The organism is Parasaccharibacter sp. TMW 2.1888, assembly GCF_023167265.1.
Classification (GTDB): Bacteria; Pseudomonadota; Alphaproteobacteria; order Acetobacterales; family Acetobacteraceae; genus Bombella; species Bombella apis.
Window position 1 is genome coordinate 1,179,266 of record NZ_CP030979.1, and the last position, 16,798, is coordinate 1,196,063.

Here is a 16,798-nt window from a genome sequence, read left to right on the forward strand (position 1 = left end):
TTTTTTTAGTGGCGATAGAAAGAAGGCGGATGCTTCAGTGTTTCAGCCAGCGGGCCAGACTGTTGCCGATGAGCTGCATCAGGCTGACCATGATGATGAGAACCACCACCACCCCGAACATGACGGTGGTGTTGAAACGCTGATACCCGTAACGGATGGCAAGGTCACCCAGGCCCCCCGCCCCGATGACGCCCGCCATGGCAGAGGCCCCGACCATGGTGATGAGCGTGACCGTCACGCCGGTGACAAGTCCCGGCAGGGCCTCGGCAATCAGGACGGAGCGGATGATGGTCATGCGTGTGCCACCCATGGCCCGGACGGCATCCACAAGGCCGGAATCAACCTCCCGCAGGGCCATTTCGGCAATGCGGGCAAAATAGGGAATCCCGGCGATGGATAGCGGCACGATGGCCGCTTCCGTCCCCAGAGACGTCCCGGCGATGAAGCGCGTGACAGGGATGAGCAGCACCAGCAGGATGATGAATGGCACGGCACGGACGGCATCCACCACCATGCCCATCAGTCGGGCGGCAAAAGGCAGCCGGTACAGCCCCTGCGGGCCGGTGGCGATCATGAACAGGGCCAGCGGCAGTCCGAACAGGACGGAAAGGGCCGTGGAGGCCACGACCATTTCCAGCGTCTGCCATGTGGAATGGAGGATCAGCTTAAGAATGAGAGGGGACATATCCCAGGACCTCCATGTTCTGCGCTGCCGTCTTCAGGTGATTCAGAGCCTGTTCCGTCCTGTCTCCTTCAAGGCTGAGGATCATGTCACCACTCAGATGGTCCCCGACGGTGGTCACGCCGCCCTGTAGCAGGGCCGTCTGCACGCCGAACCGTTCATGCAGTGCACTGAAGAGCGGCTCGCTGGCATCAGTCCCGCTGAGGACGAGCCGTACGATGGCCTTGTGTGGTCCTGCTGACGGTGTGGCAGCCATTGTCTGTGCCAGAAAGGCAGGGAGGGACGGACGGATATCTGCCAGAAGGGTCTGGAGGGTCCGGTTGTTCTGTCCATCCCGGAGGAAGTCCAGCAGGGTTCCATCTTCGACGAGGCGGCCATGATCGAGGACCAGGATCCGCTGGGCAAAGCGGCGGACCACATCCATCTCATGGGTGATGAGAACGATGGTCAGCCCCAGCTTCCTGTTGATGTCGGCCAGCAGGTTGAGGATGGAGCTGGTGGATTCCGGGTCCAGAGCAGAGGTGGCTTCATCGCAGAGGAGCAGCGTCGGGTTGGCTGCCAGAGCACGGGCAATGCCGACACGCTGTTTCTGCCCGCCGGAAAGCTGGGAGGGGTATTTCTTTTCAAAGCCCTTCAGCCCGACAAGCTCCAGCAGTTCCGCAATGCGGTTGGCCTGTTCTTTGCGGGGGCACCCGGCGATCTGGAGGGGCAGGGCAATGTTGCCTGCCACGGTGCGGGAGGTCAGCAGGTTGAAATGCTGGAAGACCAGACCGATCTTGCGGCGGATGCGGACAAGCTGCCGCTCTGGTTGTGTGGTGAGGTCCACACCATCCAGCAGGATGTGGCCCTGCTGGGGGCGTTCCAGCGCACAGAGGCAGCGGAGCAGGGTGGACTTCCCTGCTCCAGAGCGGCCGATCAGCCCCACGACCTCCCCCTGCTTTACCGAGAAGGAGATGTCCTGAAGAGCCGTATGCTGCCCAAAACTGTGGGTGACGTGCTGGATGTCGAGAATGGGCTTCATGGCCACGCAGGTGTGACTGTGCCGTGATAGATGTCCAGAATGAGCTTGTGGACATTCGGCTGGTGATAGCTTTCCACCAGCGGCTTGACCCATTCAGCGTTGGCATCACCCTCATTGACGGAGATGAAATTGACGTACGGGTTGTTCTTCAGCCCCTCCACGCCAATGCGTTCCTGCTCGGTGATGCCTGCCTTGCGGGCCCAGTCCATGTTGACAACGGCAGCATCCAGATCAGGCAGGGAGCGGCCAACCACACCGGCATCCAGCTCTTCGATGGAGATGTTGCGGGGGTTGTCGGTGACATCCAGCGCCGTGGGGAAAAGGCCGGAATCAGCAGGCAGACGGATCAGCCCCAGTGTTTCCAGCACATGGAGGGCACGACCCTCGTTGCTGGGGTCGTTGGGGATGCCAATACGGGCATTCTGCGGAATTTCGGCCACGGAGTGCCATTTGTGGGAATACAGGCCAATCGGCTGGAAGTATGTGTCGCCGACAGGGACGATCCTGTAGCCGTGGGCCTTGATCTGGGCATCGAGGAAGGGCCGGTGCTGGAAGGCATTGGCGTCCACGTCATGCTCGGACAGGGCCTCATTGGGCGTGTTGTAGTCGGAGAATGGGATGATCTTCAGCGTCAGGCCACGCTGGGCAGCATTCTGGCTGACGAGCCGCCAGATATCCTCGTCCTCGCCAGACATGATGCCGATTTTCAGCGTACGGCCATCGGCACGGGCGATTCCCGGATGGGCCAGGCCAAGGGCGGCAGCACCAGCCAGCCCTGCTGAAAGGCCAAGAAAACGGCGCCGGGGAAGGTGGGAAAACCGGGACATGGTGGTACCTTTCAACATTAAGGGGTGGATCAGTACGGTATCATGGACAGTTCCACAGAGGTGGAAAAGTCTTGCCAAGGCTGCACCATTACATCCCGCTTGTGCGGAATGATTTTTCTGGCCGGGGAAGGCCGTGCGTAGAGAGTGTTTTTAGCGGGTCGCTCTATTCTGTCAAGGTAAAGAGATGACCATATGAACAGTTAATGATAAAGGAATATAAAGCCTGATGAATATGTGCGGGACTTTATGAAAGGCCTTTCACCGTGTCTGTTCGGGGGCAGGTGTTCCTGCCCCCTGTAGAGGAGGTCAGTCTTCCTGTACCACCAAACAGAGACCTGTTGTTGGTGCCTGTTTGGTGATGAGTCTGGCCTGTCCGGTTTCGAGAATGACTTCCCGGATGGATCCGCCAAGGTCACTGACAAAGGCCAGGGTACCTTCGGCATCGACCGCCAGACCGATGGCCTCATCCAGGTCCCGCAGGATGACCTGCTGGTCATGCAGCCCGTGTTCATCCACCCGGGCGACATTGAGGCTGTTGCCATCGGGCGCAGCGCCACGGTCCGTCCACCAGAGCTTGCCCAGAGCAGGCGAGACATGCAGGTCGATCGGCTCTGGCAGATGGTCGGCCAGAAGCTCGATGTCATGACGGTCTGCGGGGTCCGTACCGGCAGGGAGGTCCAGAGACATGCGGAAAATGCGGCCACGCCCCCCTTTGGGAGGGCCTTTCTGCGACCAGTAGAGATGGCCGTTGCTGGTATCAAGGGTGATGCCTACACAGTGGCGTGTGGCATCCTTCATGTGCTCCGGGTAGGTGCCGGTCTGAAGAAGCACCTCCACGTCGGAGCCATCACGGCGGCACCGCATGATGCGCATTCCTTCACGGTCGCACCAGTAGAGATGCTCGCCTCCCGGGGTGGATGTCAGCTGTTTGGGGGTGACGACCAGTCCGTTGGCCACAAGCACCTTGTGGTCGCTGCCATCCAGTCGGGCGGATTCGATGGTGCCATCGGCATCACTGGGGTTGGCGCCCATGTTCGTCCAGTATATCCGGCCTTCCGTGGGGTCGATCCACACCCCGTCCGGGCAGCCCCAGCCGATGTCGATATGGGACAGTGGGCAGCCATCCTGTACGGAGAGGGCAGTGATCCGGGCAGGTTCGATCTCGAGTGAATGAAGAATGATGTTTCGGGTCATGAGGTGGCCTTGCTGTAATCATAGAAACCACGCCCGCTTTTCACGCCCAGCCTGTGTTCGGCAATCATCCTGCGGAGCAGCGTGCGGGGCGCTTCGGGCAGGTGGGGGAAGGCTGCGGCATAATGTTCCTCGATCTGGAGGACGATATCGAGTCCGACCTGGTCCATGAGGCGGAATGGCCCGGCAGTCGTGCCCTGTGTCTCGCAGTAGAGGCGGTCTATGGTTTCGGGGTCGGCCACACCTTCTGCGGCGACACAGAGGGCTTCACGCTTGATGGCGGCCCAGATGCGGTTCTCGATGAATCCGATGCTCTCTTTCCGGGCAATGTAGGGGGACAGTCCCACCTCGCTGAAATAGCGGGCCAGATCCTCCATGAGGGCCGTGTCAGTCTCTCCACAGGACATGAGTTCCACGGCCCGTTTTTCAGGTGGCATCATGAAGTGGGTGTTGAGGACCCGGTTCTTCTTCGTCACCTTGCCGACGATCTGGCTGGAAGGGAATGAGGAGGAGTTGGTGGCGAGGATGGCATCGGCAGGTGCCAGCTGGTCCAGCTGGCCAAAGATGTCCGTCTTGAGGTCCTGCTTTTCGGGCAGGGCCTCGATGACAAGCCAGGCGTCTTTCACGGCGTCTTCCAGTGTGGTGGCGATGTCCACATGGCCGGCTTTTCCACCTTCGACAGAGGCGACAACGTCAGGCAGGTGCTGCCCGACATAGGCGATGGCCTTCCGGGTGGTTTCTTCCTGCCTGTCAAAAAGGCGGACGGTGCCGCCGCGTGTTGCCAGCATCAGGGCGATACGGGAGCCCATCGTGCCAGCGCCAAGGATGGCGGCAGGGCGTTCAGGCACCTTTTCCGTCAGAAAATCTGCCATGGCATGTTCCTTTGCTGAAAGGGGCTGGCGGGGGCCAGACCTCACGGCTCATCTTATTGAATGAATGGCTAACATTTACTTTATCATTACGTGTCGCCTGCTGCGATCATCTTTGGATAACGGAGACGTCATCTGGCAGGCCATGCTCCTTGTGGCGTGGCCTGCCGGGCTCATGGTCAGCGGGTCTCTGTCAGTTCGGGGGCAAGTTGCGCCGTTCTGAACTCGGTGAAGTCGTATTGCCCCACGCCAGAGGTGATGAAAGGGTCTTCCGCCAGAAGGGTTTCAATTTCCTCTCTGGTGATCCCATCCCGGACAATGAGAATGCCCCCATCCCCCGATAGTTTGGGGCCGGATGCCAGCAGGATGCGCCGCTCGAAAAGCGTTGCAAGGAAGGCACGGTGTGCAGGGCGTTGGGCCTGAACCTCATCCGGGGAGGCGAGATAGGACACTGAGGCGATGATCATGGCAGACACTCTTCTGATTCATGGTGCCGTTTTGGGGGAGAGGAGCCCCCGGGGCGGGTGGAAGTTCCGGTTTTCTGGCAGTGTCATTCCAGCGGACAGAATAACACTTTCATAATAATGGCATTTTTTTTAAGGATGAAGGAGATGGTTTTCCGTACTGGGAACCCACTGTTTTTGCAGTCATACCTGTATTGCATGGAGGAATAGCCATGATTCGTATTCTGATCGCCTTTTTCGTCCCCTGGCTGACGTTCTTTACCATTGGCCGTCCGATTGCAGGGATCATCTGCCTGGTGTTGCAGGTCACCCTTCTGGGCTGGATTCCGGCAACCATCTGGGCGCTTCTGGCTCTGCGCTCCTATGATGAGGCTCGTTGAGCTTTCAGTCTGGCCGGAAAAAAGCCCCTGTCCGTAAAGGCAGGGGCTTTTCTGTATCAGCCCCCCTTGCCTGTCATGGCAGAAGGGGGGGAAGGGCAGAGGCCGGTCAGGCCTTGTTCTGCCCGGTGGTTGTATCGGGCACGCCCCTGCTGTTGATGAAATGTTCCAGCGCCGGGCCCTGGATGTCCACCACATCACGGGGGTACTGGATACCCGCCTGTTCGAACCGTTTTTTCATGCGGCGGTTGAATTCCCATTCCACCGTCCAGCGTCCGGCATTCGTGGTGGGATAGACACCCTTCACGGAGACGGAGGATGTGCCGATGGCAGACACGCCCCAAAGGTCGAAATCTGCCAGGATGAGGTCTCTGTAGGCCTCTTCATTCCGCATTTCCTTGCCAATTTCCACAAGGATGGCAGCGACCTGGTCCGTATCGCTGTCGATGTCCACCGTGGCGAGAATCATCGCACGGGAGAAGTCACGGTTGTAGTTGGTCACCTGGCTGAGCGAGCTGAACGAGAAAATGTTCATCGACCCGTCATTGGCCCGGACATGAACGGAGCGCAGGGAGAGCCGTTCGATCACGCCATAGGTGCCGTTCAGCGTTACGGAGTCGCCGACAGTCAGGGCATTTTCCAGCAGGAGGAAAATTCCGCTGATGAAGTCCTGCACCAGCTTCTGGGAGCCGAAACCCAGCGCCACACCAAAGATGGAAGCACTGGCGATGAGCGGGCCTGTATCAATTCCAAGCTGGGAGAGGACCGTCAGCCCGATGATGACAGCCAGAACCAGCAGGAACAGGATGCGGAACATCGGTGTCAGTGTCTGCAGGCGGGCAATGCGGATCTGCACATCCCGGCTGTCCTGTTCGCCCAGACGGCGGATATGATGCTCGATGGTCACATTGGCGACCTCCCAAGCCAGAATCCCGATGACCAGAGCCACCAGAATGGTCAAGGCTGCCTGGAAGATGCGGGGACCAAGCGTGTCATGGCCGAGCAGGATGTAAACCGGAGCGCCCCACGCCAGAGCAAGGGCCAGAATGGTCAGGACGGCCATGACGAGACGGATGACCGTCGTGGCAGCCGGGTAGTAACGGCGGATGCGGAACAGCGTCTCTTCATTGAGATTCCAGCTGTCCAGTGCCCGCATAAAGCGCTCCAGCCCGCCATAGGCCAGAATGCTGACAATGCGGACAGCCACCAGCGCCACCAGGGTACGGACGAATATCTGGAGGATGAGCTGGTATCCGCCATCAATGTCGGCTGCCCAGACAAGCCACAGGGCGAAGTCGAAGAAAAGGGCCACAATCCACCAGCTGCCGGAGACCAGCGCCATGATGGACTGGAGGCGGCGGTTGGCTGCACCGATATGCTGGCAGGCATGCTGCACCCGCTTGCGGGAGCGGATGATCATGACGGCGAGGAAGAGGTGGACGGCCAGCAGCAGGAGCTTCTGGAGACCGCTGGAAACAGCTATAGGCATGGCCATGGCGTGCAGCATGGCCAGCAGTGAGAAGCCCCAGGCCAGAATGACACCAATCTGGCGGAAATAGCGGAAGATGAAGGTTGAGGAACTGTCCCGCAGGATGCTCAGCCGCAGCCATGGGGTCTGTGGGGCGAGGAAGATGCGCAGGACCAGGGTCCACACGCCCAGCCCGATGCCGATCAGCCAGGAGATGCTCCAGATTGCATGGGCCGCTTCGGTGGAAGGGGCAGGGTCCAGCACGCCCATCAGCAGGGCGATCAGGGGAAAGGTGCAGATGGTGATCAGCTCCAGCAGGGCGCAGGCCAGCGTATAGGGAGCGCGGCGCAGGCAGAGCATGAGCTGTGTCAGTGCCCCCTGATGGCGGAGACTGTCCTCAAGGCTGGCCTGGGTGGCGGCGGCCTCCTCTTTGGTCTGCTCATTATGGGTGGCTGCCGTGCGGGCTGTATCCGTGGCGGCTTCCGTTGCTTCGGCACGGGTCTTGTGCAGTTTTTCAGCTTCCTGCTGGAAAACCATGTGGTCGTGCTTTTTCGCCATGCTGCTGATGCGCCGGTAGAGAGGGCGCAGGATGATGCGCACGCCGAAGAAAAGCAGGTAGCTGCACACCAGCATGATGACCACACGCAGGGCGATGTGGCCGACACGGGCCTGTAGGGCCGGGTCATGCACAAGGGCCTGAACCCACGGGGCAATGGCGCCGAAATCGATGATGCTCTGATGCAGGATGTGCAGCTGCTGGAGGGCACGGTCACCGAAAAGGGCAATGTTTTCCCGGGCCAGATCAATGACGGAGGCATGTTTCGCCTGTGGCGCGGCCTGGGTCAGGTTCTGGAGGGTCGTCAGGAATTTCTGACGCTGGGCATCATCGCTCAGGACAGAAATGAGCTGGCGGGCCTGGTCAGCGGAGAGACCTGTCGTGGTGGCTGGTGCCGGGGCGTCTGCGGCCAGTGCCCGGGCGGGCAGGGACCCGAACAGGGCCAGACAGGCCACCAGCAGGGCTGGCAACAGGCTGCGTACGAACAGACCGGTAAAATGCCGGTACGGAGCGGCCCCCGTGTTGGGGTGCGGTATTCTGTCAGTCATGTAGATACGCATCTCCTTTTTTGGTGTGAGGCGGCAGCATGCCTTCTGTCCGGGCCGTTTTCGCAGAACAGTGTCAGGATTTTAAGGCACGCTCTGGTGAAAGGAGGATTAATTTTCTGAAATCCCCTGTTTCAGGCAGGAGGGGTACCGCCATCCCGTCCCGGTATCGGAGATGGAATGGCGGAGTATGCAAGGCCTTATGGCCCGTTTTTCAGTGGGATGGACGTGCGGAGAGCTGAACGGCCCATAGCTGGGCCAGATTGTTGGCAGTCCCCTCGCCATCCATGCTGCTGAAGAGCTGGAGGGCTTCTGTCCGGCGTCCGGCGTCCATCATGGCCATGCCCAGGGAGAGGCGGGCGAGGTCCGGCTGGTGGGGCTGTTTTCCCAGCCCCTGCTGCATGAGGGCCAGACCCTGATCCACCTGTCCGTTGAGGACAAGGTTGTATCCGGCTGTCAGGGAGGGGCCCGCCTCGGTGGAGGTTTTGGCTTTTTCTACCATGGCGGGGAGGCTGGTGCGGGCTTCTGCGGCACGTTGAGCCACGAAAGCCCGGAAATGCGCCTGGGCTTCTGCCCCGGTGCCAGTTCCCAGCAGGTGGCGGGCATAGCCTTCATCCAGAAGGTTCAGGGCCAGCTGGGGCAGCTCTATCTGCACGGCCCGCTCTGCCATGTCCTGAAACTCGGCCGGGCTGGTCAGCAGGCCAGTGGCCAGGCGCAGACGCTGGAGATTGAAGACCATGCGTGGCGTGAGGGAATGGTCGGTTGTCAGGTCATGGATCAGCATCTGCCAGTACTGGGGTCGGGCATGATATTTCACCAGTTTGACATAGATGCCTGTCTTGCCCGACGTGTCATGCAGCTGGTCGTAAGCGGCGGCGAGCATCTGGAGCTGGTTTTCCGCCGGAATCTGTCCAGCCTTCCGGTCGGCGGCCAGCATGGCCCGGCCTGCCTCCACCGTGCCCTTCCAGTCCTGCTGGAGATAGTGGCACTGGAGGAGAAGGGTCTGCATCTGCTGGTTCGGGCCGACTTCCTTCAGATAACGGCTGGCTGCGTTGGCGGCACTGGCATAGTCACGGGCTCCATAGGCCAGACTGGCCTGCGCCATGAGCATCTGCTGCCGTGCGGCCGGAGTGGTGCGGCTGTTCCTGATGAGGGTTTCATAGGCCTTCAGTGCGACAGGGACATTGCCCGCCTGGCTGGCCGCCGCTGCCCGCATCTGGGCGATGACGTAGCTTTCATAGTCGCTCTTTCCTGCCACGGCATCAGCAGCATTGACGAACTCCAGGGCTTTGGCTGGCTGATGGCTGGACAGAGCCGACTGTGCATTCTGGAGCTGCGTGCCGACCTCCCGGCCCAGCTCATCCTCTGCCTGCGCTGCCCCGATGAGCAGGCGGGTGGGAGCATGCCCGGAGATGGGGGACAGGCAGGAGAGGGCAGACAGGCCAAACATGCCAGCCAGCAGCCAGCCGTGCGGGTGTTTCGGGTTTGGCAGGCTCATGGGTTACTGTCCTTCCACAAACTGGTCCAGACCAACAATGCCCAGCTTCGTCACGCCAAGGCGCTGGGCGTCCGCCATCACATGGGCCACGGTCTTGTAGGTGGCAAGACGGTCGGGACGGATATGGATCTCCGGCTGCTCACCTGTCACGGGATGGACGGCCCCGTTCAGATGGGCCTGAAGGTCCTCCTCCGAGGTGATGGGCGTGTCATTCCAGCTCAGCGTATTGTCATAGCTGATGCCAATTGTTGCAACCTGTGGCTGTATTGCAGAGGGTGGTGGATCGCCCTGGGGGAGGTCGATCGCTACGGAATGGGTCTGAAGCGGGATGGTGATGATGAGCATGATGAGCAGCACCAGCATCACGTCGATCAACGGTGTCGTGTTGATGTCGACAATGGCTTCATCTTCATGAGTGCTGCCCGTACCAACGTTCATGGCCATGAGGAATCTCCAAAAACTGTCTGCCTCGGGCGTCATGCCCCGGTGAACCGGGCCGGGGAGAACCGGCAGGAAGGGCCCCACCCGGCAGGGCAGGGGCCGGAAAGACCACAGGTCAGTCGTGCGGCTGCTCTGTGATGAAGTCAACGTGCTGGATGCCTGCCTCCTGGCAGGCCGCCACGATCTTGCCAATGGGCATGTACTGGGCCGAACCGTCCCCGCGGATCTGTATCTGCGGCTGGGGCTGCTGGCGTGCTGCTTCCATGAGACGGCCGACAAGCACCTTGTGGTCCCCGATGGGCTGTGTGTTCCAGTAGGTCTGCCCATCCGCCGTGACAGCCAGCACGATGTTGCCAGGCTTGGTCTGGGTTGGCTGGTTGCGGTCTACCGGCAGCTTGACCTTTACGGTGTGCGTGGCCACCGGGATGGTGATGAGGAAGATGATGAGCAGCACCAGCATGACGTCAACCAGCGGTGTCGTGTTGATGGCTGATACCACCTCGCCATCATCACCCATGTCTCCGGTGTTGAATGCCATGGTTCAGATCCGCTCGTTCGTGGTTGTCGTGGTCGGGCTGTTATCCTTCGTGCTGTTGAACACGGCGTCATGACGGTAACCGCCGATCAGGACGGAATGAAGGTCGGACCCGAAGTTGCGGACACGGTCCATCGCACCCTTGTTGCGACGGACGAGCAGGTTGTAGCCCAGCACGGCCGGCACGGCCGTGGCCAGACCGATGGCTGTCATGATCAGGGATTCACCGACAGGACCGGCCACCTTGTCGATGGAGGCCTGGCCGGCAATGCCAATGGCTGTCAGGGCATGATAGATACCCCAGACCGTACCGAACAGCCCGATAAAGGGGGAGGTGGAGCCGACCGTACCAAGGAAGGCCAGCCCGCCCTGAAGACGTGTGTTGATGGTCTCCAGCGCCCGCTGGATGGACATGCTCGTCCATGACTGGAGGTCGATGGAATCCCGCATGGAGCCTTCATGATGGCGTGCTGCCACGATGCCGGTCTCGGCAATGTAGCGGAAGGGGGAATCCGCCTTCAGTGTCTGTGCCCCTTCCTGGATGGTCTTCTGTGTCCAGAAGGTCTGGTTGACGGCCCTGGAGGCCCGGAAGAGGCGGGATTGTTCAAGGAATTTGCTGATCATGATGATCCATGTCCCCAGAGACATGATGGCCATGATGAGCAGGACGCCACGGGCGATGATGTCACCGTTTTTCCAGAGTGCACCCAGCCCGTAGGGGTTTTCCTTCGGTGCTTCCTCGGTCGGTTTTTCACTGACCGGCGTAGCGGTGACCGGGGTGCCGCTTTCAGCACCAGCTGGCGGAGCAGCGGGTGTGGTGCCTGCGGGAGGCTGGGCTGTCATCGTGGTCCCGGCGGGCGGAGCGGCCGGGGCAGCGTCCTGCGCAAAAGCGGTGGAGGCCAGCGGCATGGCAGCCAGAGTCAGGGCCAGGGCCGTGCCATAGACAGCGTGCGCCCGGGGCGCAGCAACAGTTACGGGGAGGCGGAACAGTCTGGTCATGAATCCCATATCCTTGTCTAAAAAAGCACCAGTCTGTAGGTGCTGCACCGGTGGGAGAAACCTCCCGTATCGGTCTCCCTGTCATTCCTGCCATCCATGGCAGGTCGGGACAATGTGAAAACGTCTGCTACCCTGCCCCCGCAGGGGTGGCCCGTTTGGGGCAGGGCAGCTTCATGCTGGTCTGTGCTGGCTCAGAATGGCTTCATTCATCACCAAGGGTAAAGTCCACATGCAGGACGTGGTTGTGTTCCACGACTGGCTGCCCACCCACCACGGCTGGCTGGTAGCGGACTGGTGAACGCTCGAGGAAGTCCAGTGCACTTTCGGCAAAATCGTGCCCGCCCTTGACGCTCAGCAGCTTGCAGTTGGCCGGTTTGCCGTTGGTGAGGATGTCGCAGGAGGCCGTCACGGAGCCTTCACGGTTTTCCTCCTGTGCTTCCTCTGGATATTCCGGCCGCACATTGTTGATGGGCATGGCACCAGCGGAGTGGTCACTTTCAGACGAGCTGTTGCTGGAGCTTGCCGACGGTGCCGCTGCTGAAGACTGGGCCGGGGCCGATGGTGCAGGCTGGGGTGCCGCCGCCTTCGGTTTGGGGGCCTTCTGGTGGCTGTGCTGGATCGGCGGTTTGGGGGGGGGGGCCACCCTGATCTTGGGAGGGGGGATATAAGGTGGCGGCGGTTGCACCATCACCGGCTGTGGTGGTGGTGGAGGCGGTGGTGGTGGGGGAGCCTCCGCAATGACACGTGTCTGGATGGGAGGATGCGAGGGTTCCTGCTTTTCCATCCTGGTAAGTGTCAAGGCATAGACCACCAGCCCGATGGCCAGAAAAGCCACGACAACAGCGACGATGTAATCCGTCGGTTTGCGTTGCTGGGCGGCATAGCTTCTCATTCCAAAACCTTCTTACCCTTTTCCACGCCGCAGGTCCGGCGCTTCTTCCCGGCAGGGCAGGCCTGCCAGCATGACTGGTACCCTCACAAGACGGGACGTGCCCGTACGGGGGAGGGGAAAAACCTTGTGCCGCATCACGGGCACGGCCCCATGCCGATTCCTTCTCCTCGTCCCTGGCGGTCAGGCCCTGCCCGGTAAGGGGAGACAGCAAAGCAGCACGGGAACGTTCCCGTATCGGTTCCTTTACCAATGGCCCAAGCCGCCCCTTTGATGCAAGGGCTCTCATGCGACTCTTTCGCAGGATCGCCTGTGCATAAACAGGGGCATATCTGTGGATATTTTTTGAGGAAATCGGAAAAACGGCAGTTTATGGACGATTTTGAAAGGTTTTTCGTGGCTGGGATGATGCCCGGCCTGTGAATTGTTTTGGTTGGTCCTTCTTATGAAAAAAACAGATTTTTTTTGATGATTGACATTAAATACGATATTTAATCGTTTTATTGGCGGAAAAAGCTACCATTAAGAGAGGGGACATGAACCAGAATGTCATGCCCCCTCTCTTGCGGTCTGTTCCGGGTGAGTACCCCCGTGTCAGACGGGTTTACTGTGCCGTGGCGCTGGCCTCGGAGCGTGTGGCGCTCACACGCTGGGCCAGAGATGCTGCCATGAACTCATCCAGATCGCCATCGAGAACAGCATCAGGGTTGCCCTTCTCGATGTTGGTCCGCAGGTCCTTGACGAGCTGATACGGCGCCAGAACGTAGGACCGTATCTGGTGCCCCCAGCCGATGTCCGTCTTGGCGGCCTCGGCGGCGGAGGCCTCGGCCTCCCGCTTCTGAAGTTCGGCCTCATAGAGGCGGGCCTTCAGCATTTCCATGGCCGTAGCCCGGTTGCGGTGCTGGGACCGGTCCGTCTGGCAGGCCACGACGATACCTGTCGGGATGTGGGTGATGCGGATGGCGGAGTCCGTCTTGTTGACGTGCTGCCCACCAGCCCCGGAGGCCCGGAACGTATCCACACGGAGGTCGGAATCGATGATCTCGATTTCGATGGAATCATCCACAACAGGTGAGATGTAGATGGAGGCAAAGGAGGTCTGCCGCCGTGCAGCGGAGTCGAAGGGGGAGATGCGCACGAGGCGATGCACCCCGGCTTCCGTCTTCAGCCAGCCATAGGCATTGGGACCGCTGACGAGGATCGTGGCGGATTTCAGCCCGGCCTGTTCCCCTTCACTGCTTTCCATCAGAGAGACCTTGTAGCCATGCTTTTCGGACCAGCGGGTATACATCCGCAGCAGCATCTCGGCCCAGTCCTGCGCTTCCGTACCGCCAGCACCGGCATTGACCTCAAGATAGCAGTCATTGCTATCGGCTTCACCGGAGAGGAGGCTTTCCGTCTCACGCTGCTGGGCCTGGGCGGCGAGGCTGCGCAGGGTGGCGAGGCCTTCCTGCACCACGGTGTCGTCATTTTCCATCTCGGCCAGCTCGACAAGGTCCAGCGTGTCCTGCACGTCGGCTTCCAGAGCCTCGACCCCTTCGATCTGGTTGGCGAGCATCGTGCGCTCACGCATCAGTTTCTGGGCGGCGTCCGGGTTGTTCCAGAGGTCCGGGTCTTCAGAGAGATGGTTCAGTTCGGCAAGGCGTGTTTTGGCGACATCCCAGTCAAAGATGCCTCCTCAGCAGTGCCACCGACTGCTTGATCTGTTCGGAGAGGGCTTCGGTCTCAGCCGACATCAGGCGTTCTCCTGCTTTCTTCAGGTTGATGTTGCTGCCTTAGTATAGACCACCGACGCCAATGTCACCTCCCTCTGCCGGGTTTGCTTTCTCCTGGGGCAGTGCCGCAGGCAGGGAAGCAGGGGCATGTGAGGGCATGGTTCCATCCAGCGGGTCGGTGATGGTACCACTGCTGGACGGGCTGGAGCTGGGCATGTCCGTCTCGGAATCAGGAATCATGTCCGCACCGGTGTCAGCAGCGGTAAGGGCCTGTGTCCCGGCTCCGAAACCATGCAGCGGCACGGAGGCTCCCGGAATCTGGTTCGGTTTGAAGGCATCCGTGGCACGGATGCGCCCTGTATCATATTCCGCCAGCGTGATGCCGTCCGGTGCGGGGAACTCCAGCCGGGGCCGGGTGGCGAAGACGGCCTTCATGATGCCGTTCCAGATCGGCCCGGCCAGATGGCCGCCTGTTTCATTCTTGCCCAGGCTGCGGGGCGCATCATAGCCGATCCACACCACGGTGACGGTGTCGGGAGAGAACCCGGCGAACCAGGCATCATGATAGTCCTGACTGGTACCGGTCTTCCCGGCGATGGGGCGGTCGATTCCCACGCCAGCCCGTACGCCCGTGCCTCGGGCGATGACATCCCGCATCATGGTGGTGATCTGGAAGGCACTCTGCGGCGAGGCCAGGACCGGACGGCCATCATGGATGACGGGCATCCCGTTTTCTGTTGTCACGGTACGCCGGTTGGCCTGGTTGCGCCAGATGATGGTGCCATCAGGATTCTGGATGTAGTCGATCAGGCTGGGGGTGATGCTGTGGCCACCATTGGCGATGGCCGCATAGGCCCCGGCCTCCCGCAGGACGGTGGTCTCCACGGCTCCGAGGGCAGCGGGCAGGTAGGGTGGCATGTTGTCCACCATGCCGGACCGTACGGCCATGTCGCTGACGGCCTTCATGCCCAGATGGGCCGCCACACGGATGGTCACGAGGTTGCGGCTTTCCCGCAGGGCATCATGCAGGGTGGTGGGGCCCCAGTTGTCGTGTTCGTAATTCTGTGGCTTCCAGTCTCCGAAACTGATGGGAGAATCATCGAATGTTTCGGAGGGGGAAATGTCCCGTTCCATCGCTGCCAGATAGACCAGCGGCTTGAAAGAAGACCCCGGCTGGCGCTGCGCCTGCGTGACACGGTTGAACTGGCTCTGCTGGAAGGACCAGCCCCCCACGAGGGCCAGGACACGCCCCGTATGGGCATCCAGCGTAACGGTCGCCCCTTCCACCTGCGGAATCTGCTCCAGGGCGGCGGAGCCGTCATCCTGCGGCTCGATCATCACGAGGTCACCCGTCTGAAGCGGATGGGTGCGGCGGCTCCATGTTTCGTCTGTCTTGCGAAGCGTGGCAGTGTGGGCCTCATGCGCCTTCACCCAGCCGACACGGGGTGCTGGTGTTGTGGAGAGGACGACGGCCAGACGCCATGTGGACAGCATGCCAGCCGGATTTTTCTGCCGGGCCATGCTGCCCTGCCAGTCTGCCATGGCGTCACCGTCCAGATGGCCGACAGCCCCGTGCCAGCCCTCATGGGTGCGGGCATAGGCCATCAGCCCTTCCCGCAGCAGTTTCGTGCTGACCTGCTGGAGGTGCGGGTCGAGGCTGGTATGGACGTCCAGCCCGCCTTCCGTTGTCTGTTCCTCATTATAGAGGGATGTCAGCTGGCGGCGGACTTCCGCAGCGAACCATTCGGACCCTGCAAGTGGACCGAAGCGCACCTGCCCTTGCGGCACGAGCGGGTCCTGCTTGGCCTGCTGGGCTTCATCGGCAGGGATGGCGTGGGTTTCGCCCATCCGGTCCAGCACCCAGTTGCGCCGCCACATGGCCGCTTTGGGGTGGAGGAACGGATTATAGTTGCTGGGGGATTTGGGCATGCTGGCGAGCATCGCCGCCTCGGCATCGCTCAGCTGGTCCAGCGTCTTGTTGAAGTAGGTCTGCGCCGCCGCCTCGACCCCGTAGGCTCCGTTCCCCAGATAGATGCCGTTCAGGTAGATTTCCAGAATCCGGTCCTTGGAAAGCGTGTGCTCGATCCGCATGGCGAGCAGGGCTTCCCGCACCTTCCGTTCGATGGTCAGGCTGTTGTTGTTCAGCAGCATGACCTTGGCCACCTGCTGGGTGATGGTCGAGGCCCCCAGAGGCCGTTTGCCCTGATGGGTGAGGATGCTGAAGATGTCCGTCACGCCCGCCCGCAGCATGGCCAGCGGGTCCACGCCGCCATGGGAATAGAAATTCTGGTCCTCCGCCGCTATGAAGGCATTGCGGACGAGCGGGGGAATGGCCCGGATGGGCACATAGATGCGCCGCTCGTGGGACAGCTCCGCCATGAGCTGGTCATCGGCCGTGTACAGTCGGCTGACCACGGGCGGCTTGTAATGCTGGAGAGCGTCCACGCTGGGCAGATTGGCGCTGAGATGGGCATACAGTCCCACCCCTGTGAGAATGACGGCAGAAACGCCAAACGTACCGATGCCAAGGGCAGCCCCCAGCAGAAACCGCCAGCGGCGGAAACGGGGCTTCTGGGATGGTGAGGGCGGGCTGTCTGGCAGCATGGGGGAACGCTTCATGCCCTCCCTATAACATGGCCTGCAAAAGAACGGGAAGAAGCAGAGTGTTGCCTGTTTTTTATGGGTGGGTATGGCCGAGGGGACGGGGGCTGCCTATGGTGG

15 protein-coding genes are annotated in these 16,798 nt (G+C 60.9%); 1 reads left to right on the forward strand and 14 read right to left on the reverse strand.

Annotated features, from left to right (window positions below):
* Positions 1-34: 34 nt before the first annotated feature.
* The 6 genes from DTQ13_RS05405 to DTQ13_RS05430 all read right to left on the reverse strand — a co-directional run bounded on the left by DTQ13_RS05405 (position 35) and on the right by DTQ13_RS05430 (position 5,057).
* Positions 35-685: a methionine ABC transporter permease gene (locus DTQ13_RS05405; RefSeq protein WP_043561771.1), complete on the reverse strand. Its 651-nt coding sequence runs from the start codon at positions 683-685 to the stop codon at positions 35-37.
* Positions 666-1,703 carry a methionine ABC transporter ATP-binding protein gene (locus tag DTQ13_RS05410; protein WP_043561769.1) on the reverse strand — a complete coding sequence of 346 codons (1,038 nt, stop codon included), beginning with the start codon at positions 1,701-1,703 and terminating at the stop codon, positions 666-668. The genes DTQ13_RS05405 and DTQ13_RS05410 overlap by 20 nt, the downstream gene beginning before the upstream one ends.
* On the reverse strand, positions 1,700-2,530 hold the full coding sequence (locus DTQ13_RS05415) for a MetQ/NlpA family ABC transporter substrate-binding protein (RefSeq protein ID WP_081562507.1): 831 nt from the start codon (positions 2,528-2,530) through the stop codon (positions 1,700-1,702). Before DTQ13_RS05415 ends, DTQ13_RS05410 begins: the two co-directional genes overlap by 4 nt.
* A 306-nt stretch (positions 2,531-2,836) precedes the next feature.
* The gene (locus DTQ13_RS05420) at positions 2,837-3,724 is read right to left on the reverse strand and encodes a hypothetical protein (protein ID WP_086431702.1); all 888 of its coding nucleotides are present in this window, start codon (positions 3,722-3,724) and stop codon (positions 2,837-2,839) included.
* Positions 3,721-4,593: a 3-hydroxyacyl-CoA dehydrogenase family protein gene (locus DTQ13_RS05425; RefSeq protein WP_043561766.1), complete on the reverse strand. Its 873-nt coding sequence runs from the start codon at positions 4,591-4,593 to the stop codon at positions 3,721-3,723. The genes DTQ13_RS05420 and DTQ13_RS05425 overlap by 4 nt, the downstream gene beginning before the upstream one ends.
* A gap of 176 nt (positions 4,594-4,769) precedes the next feature.
* Positions 4,770-5,057, reverse strand: coding sequence for a YciI family protein (locus tag DTQ13_RS05430; RefSeq protein WP_043561763.1), 288 nt, complete (start codon positions 5,055-5,057; stop codon positions 4,770-4,772).
* Between the two features lie 212 nt (positions 5,058-5,269).
* Between DTQ13_RS05430 and DTQ13_RS05435 the strand changes: the two genes are divergently transcribed.
* A complete protein-coding gene (locus tag DTQ13_RS05435; protein WP_086441572.1) occupies positions 5,270-5,434 on the forward strand; it encodes a YqaE/Pmp3 family membrane protein in 165 nt (54 codons plus the stop codon).
* Positions 5,435-5,540: 106 nt separating this feature from the next.
* Here the strand turns inward: DTQ13_RS05435 and DTQ13_RS05440 are convergent, their stop codons facing one another.
* The 8 genes from DTQ13_RS05440 to DTQ13_RS05475 form a co-directional block, all read right to left on the reverse strand.
* On the reverse strand, positions 5,541-8,003 hold the full coding sequence (locus DTQ13_RS05440; protein WP_248460282.1) for a mechanosensitive ion channel domain-containing protein: 2,463 nt from the start codon (positions 8,001-8,003) through the stop codon (positions 5,541-5,543).
* Positions 8,004-8,214: 211 nt separating this feature from the next.
* Positions 8,215-9,498: a tetratricopeptide repeat protein gene (locus DTQ13_RS05445; protein ID WP_248460283.1), complete on the reverse strand. Its 1,284-nt coding sequence runs from the start codon at positions 9,496-9,498 to the stop codon at positions 8,215-8,217.
* A gap of 3 nt (positions 9,499-9,501) precedes the next feature.
* On the reverse strand, positions 9,502-9,942 hold the full coding sequence (locus tag DTQ13_RS05450) for a biopolymer transporter ExbD (RefSeq protein ID WP_043558836.1): 441 nt from the start codon (positions 9,940-9,942) through the stop codon (positions 9,502-9,504).
* Between the two features lie 112 nt (positions 9,943-10,054).
* On the reverse strand, positions 10,055-10,477 hold the full coding sequence (locus DTQ13_RS05455; protein WP_248460284.1) for a biopolymer transporter ExbD: 423 nt from the start codon (positions 10,475-10,477) through the stop codon (positions 10,055-10,057).
* 3 nt (positions 10,478-10,480) lie between these two features.
* Positions 10,481-11,473, reverse strand: a complete 993-nt coding sequence (locus DTQ13_RS05460) for a MotA/TolQ/ExbB proton channel family protein (protein WP_248460285.1) — start codon at positions 11,471-11,473, stop codon at positions 10,481-10,483.
* Positions 11,474-11,675: 202 nt separating this feature from the next.
* Positions 11,676-12,365 (reverse strand): energy transducer TonB, encoded by a 690-nt coding sequence (locus tag DTQ13_RS05465; RefSeq protein WP_248460286.1) that lies wholly within the window; start codon positions 12,363-12,365, stop codon positions 11,676-11,678.
* Positions 12,366-12,966: 601 nt separating this feature from the next.
* Positions 12,967-14,098, reverse strand: a protein-coding gene (gene prfB, locus DTQ13_RS05470) for a peptide chain release factor 2 (RefSeq protein WP_103765750.1) whose coding sequence is annotated in 2 segments (ribosomal slippage) — positions 12,967-14,028 and positions 14,030-14,098 — 1,131 coding nt in all. Because the reading frame shifts where the segments join, the coding sequence is not laid out codon by codon here.
* 39 nt (positions 14,099-14,137) lie between these two features.
* Entirely contained in the window at positions 14,138-16,696 is a 2,559-nt protein-coding gene (locus DTQ13_RS05475) for a penicillin-binding protein 1A (protein ID WP_248460287.1), read from the reverse strand.
* Between the last annotated feature and the right edge of the window lie 102 nt (positions 16,697-16,798).

What these genes read in the sequence shown, in the direction of transcription:
- DTQ13_RS05405 (WP_043561771.1), bottom strand. Translation starts at nt 685, where the DNA reads ATGTCCCCTCTCATTCTTAAGCTGATCCTCCATTCCACATGGCAGACG.
- DTQ13_RS05410 (WP_043561769.1), bottom strand. Translation starts at nt 1,703, where the DNA reads ATGAAGCCCATTCTCGACATCCAGCACGTCACCCACAGTTTTGGGCAG.
- DTQ13_RS05415 (WP_081562507.1), bottom strand. Translation starts at nt 2,530, where the DNA reads ATGTCCCGGTTTTCCCACCTTCCCCGGCGCCGTTTTCTTGGCCTTTCA.
- DTQ13_RS05420 (WP_086431702.1), bottom strand. Translation starts at nt 3,724, where the DNA reads ATGACCCGAAACATCATTCTTCATTCACTCGAGATCGAACCTGCCCGG.
- DTQ13_RS05425 (WP_043561766.1), bottom strand. Translation starts at nt 4,593, where the DNA reads ATGGCAGATTTTCTGACGGAAAAGGTGCCTGAACGCCCTGCCGCCATC.
- DTQ13_RS05430 (WP_043561763.1), bottom strand. Translation starts at nt 5,057, where the DNA reads ATGATCATCGCCTCAGTGTCCTATCTCGCCTCCCCGGATGAGGTTCAG.
- DTQ13_RS05440 (WP_248460282.1), bottom strand. Translation starts at nt 8,003, where the DNA reads ATGACTGACAGAATACCGCACCCCAACACGGGGGCCGCTCCGTACCGG.
- DTQ13_RS05445 (WP_248460283.1), bottom strand. Translation starts at nt 9,498, where the DNA reads ATGAGCCTGCCAAACCCGAAACACCCGCACGGCTGGCTGCTGGCTGGC.
- DTQ13_RS05450 (WP_043558836.1), bottom strand. Translation starts at nt 9,942, where the DNA reads ATGGCCATGAACGTTGGTACGGGCAGCACTCATGAAGATGAAGCCATT.
- DTQ13_RS05455 (WP_248460284.1), bottom strand. Translation starts at nt 10,477, where the DNA reads ATGGCATTCAACACCGGAGACATGGGTGATGATGGCGAGGTGGTATCA.
- DTQ13_RS05460 (WP_248460285.1), bottom strand. Translation starts at nt 11,473, where the DNA reads ATGACCAGACTGTTCCGCCTCCCCGTAACTGTTGCTGCGCCCCGGGCG.
- DTQ13_RS05465 (WP_248460286.1), bottom strand. Translation starts at nt 12,365, where the DNA reads ATGAGAAGCTATGCCGCCCAGCAACGCAAACCGACGGATTACATCGTC.
- DTQ13_RS05475 (WP_248460287.1), bottom strand. Translation starts at nt 16,696, where the DNA reads ATGAAGCGTTCCCCCATGCTGCCAGACAGCCCGCCCTCACCATCCCAG.